The 5,158-nt window shown below is 53.8% G+C and carries 5 protein-coding genes; 1 reads left to right on the forward strand and 4 read right to left on the reverse strand.

Annotation, left to right across the window (positions count from 1 at the left end; genetic code table 11):
• Positions 1-536 precede the first annotated feature (536 nt).
• The 3 genes from VMJ32_12135 to VMJ32_12145 all read right to left on the reverse strand — a co-directional run bounded on the left by VMJ32_12135 (position 537) and on the right by VMJ32_12145 (position 2,366).
• Positions 537-962 carry a GNAT family N-acetyltransferase gene (locus tag VMJ32_12135; GenBank protein ID HTQ39768.1) on the reverse strand — a complete coding sequence of 142 codons (426 nt, stop codon included), beginning with the start codon at positions 960-962 and terminating at the stop codon, positions 537-539.
• Between the two features lie 96 nt (positions 963-1,058).
• Entirely contained in the window at positions 1,059-1,967 is a 909-nt protein-coding gene (locus VMJ32_12140) for a hypothetical protein (GenBank protein HTQ39769.1), read from the reverse strand.
• Positions 1,968-2,186: 219 nt separating this feature from the next.
• Positions 2,187-2,366 carry a hypothetical protein gene (locus tag VMJ32_12145; GenBank protein ID HTQ39770.1) on the reverse strand — a complete coding sequence of 60 codons (180 nt, stop codon included), beginning with the start codon at positions 2,364-2,366 and terminating at the stop codon, positions 2,187-2,189.
• A gap of 223 nt (positions 2,367-2,589) precedes the next feature.
• Here VMJ32_12145 and VMJ32_12150 point away from each other — a divergent pair, with 223 nt between their 5' ends.
• On the forward strand, positions 2,590-3,504 hold the full coding sequence (locus VMJ32_12150; protein HTQ39771.1) for a HEAT repeat domain-containing protein: 915 nt from the start codon (positions 2,590-2,592) through the stop codon (positions 3,502-3,504).
• A 244-nt stretch (positions 3,505-3,748) separates the two neighbouring features.
• Here the strand turns inward: VMJ32_12150 and VMJ32_12155 are convergent.
• Positions 3,749-5,158: choice-of-anchor tandem repeat NxxGxxAF-containing protein (locus VMJ32_12155; protein HTQ39772.1), on the reverse strand; the 1,410-nt coding region annotated here is incomplete at its 5' end.

Raw genomic sequence — 5,158 nt, forward strand, 5'->3', positions numbered from 1 at the left:
TGGGAGTTGAGCGTGGGCAATTACTTCCGTTGGATTGTCGATAGCGCTTCTTTGGCACGTTCTAAGTCCGCACGACGGACTACCACCTGAGTCTCACTTGGTGCCCTTGGCCAGCCAGTGGACGGACCAGCGCCCGCAATAAGTGCCTTTATGCCAATTGATTCTAAATGATTCACAACTAGTTGTGCTTCGGTATCCGTTCGCAGGTTAGCCAACACTTGGGGGCTATTCGGATCATTGTTCATTGTGATTCTCCTCGTCTAAGCCTTCCTCACCCAGCGGGCAGCGGTTAGGGGGCTACCAAAACCAATTCCTCGGCGTGCGAAAATACACCAGCACGCCCACAACAAATGTTATCGCGTATGGCCACCAATAATAAAAAAACGTCCCCAGATATTCACCGAAGCCAACTGGCTGCCGATAGGCTACAAGCGCTAATTCCTCCAGGATCATCAAAGTGACAAAGACTGCAAGTGCCATTAGACAGCCACGAGCGAATTTCATTTCCGCATTGTAGCGTATCGGGAGGTAGCGTCTTAACAGCGGGGTGCTGAAAGGCGCTTGCGAAACACTCGCTGCGTCTTGACTTGTCGAAATAACAAACTCTCATAAAACTTGTGGGACTCGGTGCGCTCTTCTCGGCAACGCACTGACACCTCGGCAGCTCCGCGCTTCACTGCCCAAACCTCGATGGCCTTCACCATTTGCCGCCCGATGCCACTTCGCCGCCAGCGCGCGTCGACAACCAAACCGCCGATTTCCACACGATAGTCCGACTCCAAAAGCTGACCGAGAAAACCATGAATCCAACCCGCCAACTCTCCTCCTGGACCTTCAGCCACCCACAGGCTGTCATTGGATGACCCAAACATTCGCGCCATGCGCATCCGTATTGATGCGTCGGAGACCGGATAACCAAGCTGTGAAGTCAATCGCGCCAACTCCGATGCATCGGACTCCATCGCTTGTCTGATTACAGGGTGTGACATAGGGTTCGGTGTTGGCACACTAAAATATGCCTGCTAATTCGCGGATCGTGAAGCGGAAGGGTGCCCAAATTATAGTGACAGATCGCTAACGAACACGATTTTCTTAAGATCCGGGGACCAGCACGCATCAAAATTGCGGGCGTCGGGCTGGCCGTCGAAACGTTGCGGCTCAGATTTGCCATTGGGATCAAATGTGTAAATCTGATCGTTGTTTCCGCTGGTACGCATCGTCAGAAGAATCTTTGTACTCGGTCCCCAAAACGGATACCTAGCCAGCGCTTTGTTGGATACGCAAATCTTCGGCTGGGCTTGTGTGCCGTCGGCAGCAGTAACAGCCAGCTCGGGGTCTTGAGAATCTTTGCGGCCGATAAAGCAAAGTTCTTTGCCATCGGGGGACCAGGCAGCGTAGCCAATGATTCGTGAGTACGGTTGGCTAAGCTTGCGATGGGTCTCTTCGAGTACATCGTAAACAAATAGCTCGTCCTGGGCTTCATTAGTGTAGGCAATGTGCGCGCCATCGGGCGAGTACATCGGTTGATGTCCTGGGAACAAGAATTCATGGCTGGCGCCGTCGGAGTTCATAATCCAAATGCCGTTGCGTGATTCACCTACATCCGGCGGAATGCGAAATACAATTTGCTTGCCATCCATGGACCAGCTCGGCATTTTGCCCATCCCCAAATCAACTGGCTCACCACCTGTGGCGGCCACTTTGAAGACGCGAGGTGCATACTCGCCGGATTCCCTCCAACTTACTTCGAACGCGATATCACGGCCATCCGGAGACCACCGCGGCACACTATGGCGGGTATAGCCATCGATGTGTGCCACAAAGTGGAGATTGGCGCCATCGGCGTCCATCGTCATGATTTTTTGTTGCGGCTGCTGGGCAATTGATGGCGGCGCGTGGAGTACCACCGCGACAACTAAAACCGCTGCAACAATGCGAAAACCATTTCGGGCTAAGGAGGTTATCATTGCTGTACCCATTTTTTATGGAGCACGTTGGGCTTCTTTTGGTTTTCCATGCCCGGCATTCTACCACGGGCGCGGCGGCGGTCTAATCCGGAGAATTCCCGGTGGTGGGTCAGTCTGAAATTGGAATTTCTCTCACTGCTTTGGACGCTTAAAAGCCGCCAGCACGTCGTATTGAGTTGTCGAACTTACGGTGGATAATTCCCATCCGTCATTGCCGAGCTAATTCAAAAGCGTTGTGGCTTCGCCACGGTTGCTCCAATTGCTCAACTCAAAATGATATTCCCATTTTTGCATTGTCGGCTTGGTCTCCTCTGCGGCCCGTGGCTGACTGTCCTGCAAGCCGAGCCACAAGATAGCAACCAAGAACGTCTGGGCAAGTGCGAACGTCGATTTGCGCATGGGAATCTCCCGAATTGATAAGGGGTCAAAGCTATGGCCCGCATTGTACCCGATCAGCGTTGCAAACCGAATTAGAATTGTGCCAACTCATCCAGCAGTGGTTCCTCGCGTGATGGAATCACGCAATCCAGCTTTGACGGCTAGCGCCGTTTTTTGCGTCATGTAAACGCGCCCAAAATTATGCAATAATTAGGACTTTGGCCGGACTTGTTGAGCACGTCGCATGAATCCTGAGATGGACAAGGCAAATTCAATGAACAATTACATTCCTCCGGACCCGTCCGTTGGGGATGCAGTACGTCATCGAAATGATGCGCTCCGAGCAATCCATAATCGCCTCGGATTGTTGTCCGACGAAGAGCTTCGGTCGGTGCTCGCCGGCGACCCGGATCCAGCTAGTCGCCCGGTTGCATTGGGTCTTTTGTTTAGCCGATTGGCAAAAGCCGCAGGTCGAACCCCCGACACACGAAACGCCCGTCTTGTGGAACTCCTCGGCGGCCTGCTGAATGACCCTCATCCAGATATCGCCAAATCTGCCATTCGACATTGCCGGTTAACCTATGAACGTCACATCGAGGCGGTACGTGCGGCGCTGGATCACCCTGAAAACCGGGTTCAGGCCGAGGCGGCGATTGCGTTAGCGAAAATCAAAGATGCAAAAATCTTTGACACTTTGCAGCAGTGGTTCGATCGAGATGAGCAAGGATTCCGGAATGTGGCCATTGAAGCGCTGAAAACACTGGGCACCGATGAAGCCAGAGACACACTAATCGAGAGCTACGAAAAAGGCGGCCGCAACGAAGGCGACAAAGCCGTGCTGGCGAATGCGTTGTTGCGTATGGGCGACGAGCGAGGTGTTAACTTTTTAAACAGCCTGGCGATTCGCGCGCAAGGGAGGTGGTCAGTCTTTGCTGCCACAGCACTCTACATTGCAAACTATAGCGACGCAGGCCTACGGTTATTGCTTCACATTCTCGAAAATGGCGACAACGAAGCGAAACAGCGTATGGTGAACCAGATTTGTTATAACTGGATCCACTCTCCGCATGCGTTCACCGGCGAAGGTATCCACGAGGCTCGTCGATGGGTACAGGGAAAACTGAAATCACCGAATAAATATCCGATTCCGTTGACATAAGAGCTCACCATCTTCCACCTGGCCCGTGACGTGGAAATGTCCGACAGGCGCTACATCCGAGAAACTGCTTGATCGTGGCCCCGCACATGGGCGAAAACGGGACTGCGGTTTATGCACGCTGGCCGATCGGGAGGGTCGGCAGTGGCGCATTAAGATTTCGCCGGTTTCGGTGGCATATCAGATGGTAGCGACCAATAACCCTGAGCGTTCATATTGCCCACGGCCGGCTTGGGCCTGCGTTCAGTCAGGAACGCTGCACGGCCGGCCAGGCGATCCGACACTCAGCACCTCCCGGTGGCTGATTGCGGCTACGCTGGCGAAGAACAATGACGATATTGCCGAAGGCCAAGATGGCTAGCACGAAACTCGTTGGTTCAGGCACTAAATGTGCAACCATCACAACATTGGTCCCGCTGCCTGCGATCGCTGATCCTAAAGTGAAAACCAGATCGCCCTGGTCATCGAATTGGGGCAACTCGACGTCGGTGAAATCGTACAGACCTGCGCTAACTGCTGTATATGGCGTTGGACGCCCGGGCAAGGTCACGGTCGTTCCTTGTCCGGCGACAAAGGTCAGCGTTCCATCAGGCTCGGTCGCAAATATATTTCCATAGGAAATCGAGCCCGATGGAAGTGTGAGATCGGCCAGAAATGCCACTTGCCCCAAACTATTTACTTGGGCAGGATAGATTTGCTCGAACGTAGTGCCGGCCGCTTGTCCCGGCGCCGCCGTTCCATCACGGGCGATTACATGGATTCCATCGGCTGCCGCCTGGTAGATGCCATAAATGTTGCCCGCTTGTTCTCCGGTAAAAGTCACGCGGTCGTCATTCGTCAAATGCACGTCATCAGCAACCGATGTCAAGGTGCCGCCCCCGATCACCGGCGATCCCGCTTGCGCCTCCCGATGGTAGCCGCTTGAATTAAGTAACCAAATCGAGCCGTCAGAAAAGGCTACATCGCCGGTGGCATTCGGATGAAGCTGTTGATTGGCGACTTGACCAAATGAGGTTCCAGTAAGCCCCGGTACCGGCTGGCTGCTCAATGCGATGGCAGTCGTCGTCGTACCATTTGAGGCAAACAGGCCAGCCTGATTGTTCGACAGCGAGCCATAGAAGAGAGCTTCGCCCAGCGGGCTCACCGTGGGGTAGGAGAAAATGCTTTTCCAAGTCACGCCATTCGAAAATCCAGAAACCTGCATCCCATCATGACCAATCAAGGTTAATGTGCCATTCAGATTGGCCCAGATTCCACCATGAGTACCGGTATCGGTCGCGAGCTGCGAAAAGAAGGCATAATTTCCATCGGGAGTTACCGCTAACGATGGCGCAGCAGTGAAATGAGCATTCGCGGGCTCTCCGGGCACGGCGAGCGTCGGGTTCACTACGAATTGGGCTCCTCCGGGTAAATAAATCCAATTTCCGGACTGTGTGCCTCCCCCGCTGGTAGACACCGCCGCTGCATAAGCCAGAGGCCCCCCCTGTTCGACATCATTCAATAATACCGACGTGTACGTCAGGCCGTTGGGTGCGGGTGCGCCGGGCAATGCCACCAGTGAGATTTGATTCAGTTGACCCGACCAAATTCCTCGATTGGAATCAAGATCAGTACCTGCATAGGCCGCGAAACTGATTTGGCCCGAATCGTCGATCGA

The sequence above is a fragment of the Pirellulales bacterium genome, from assembly GCA_035499655.1.
Classification (GTDB): domain Bacteria; phylum Planctomycetota; class Planctomycetia; order Pirellulales; family JADZDJ01; genus DATJYL01.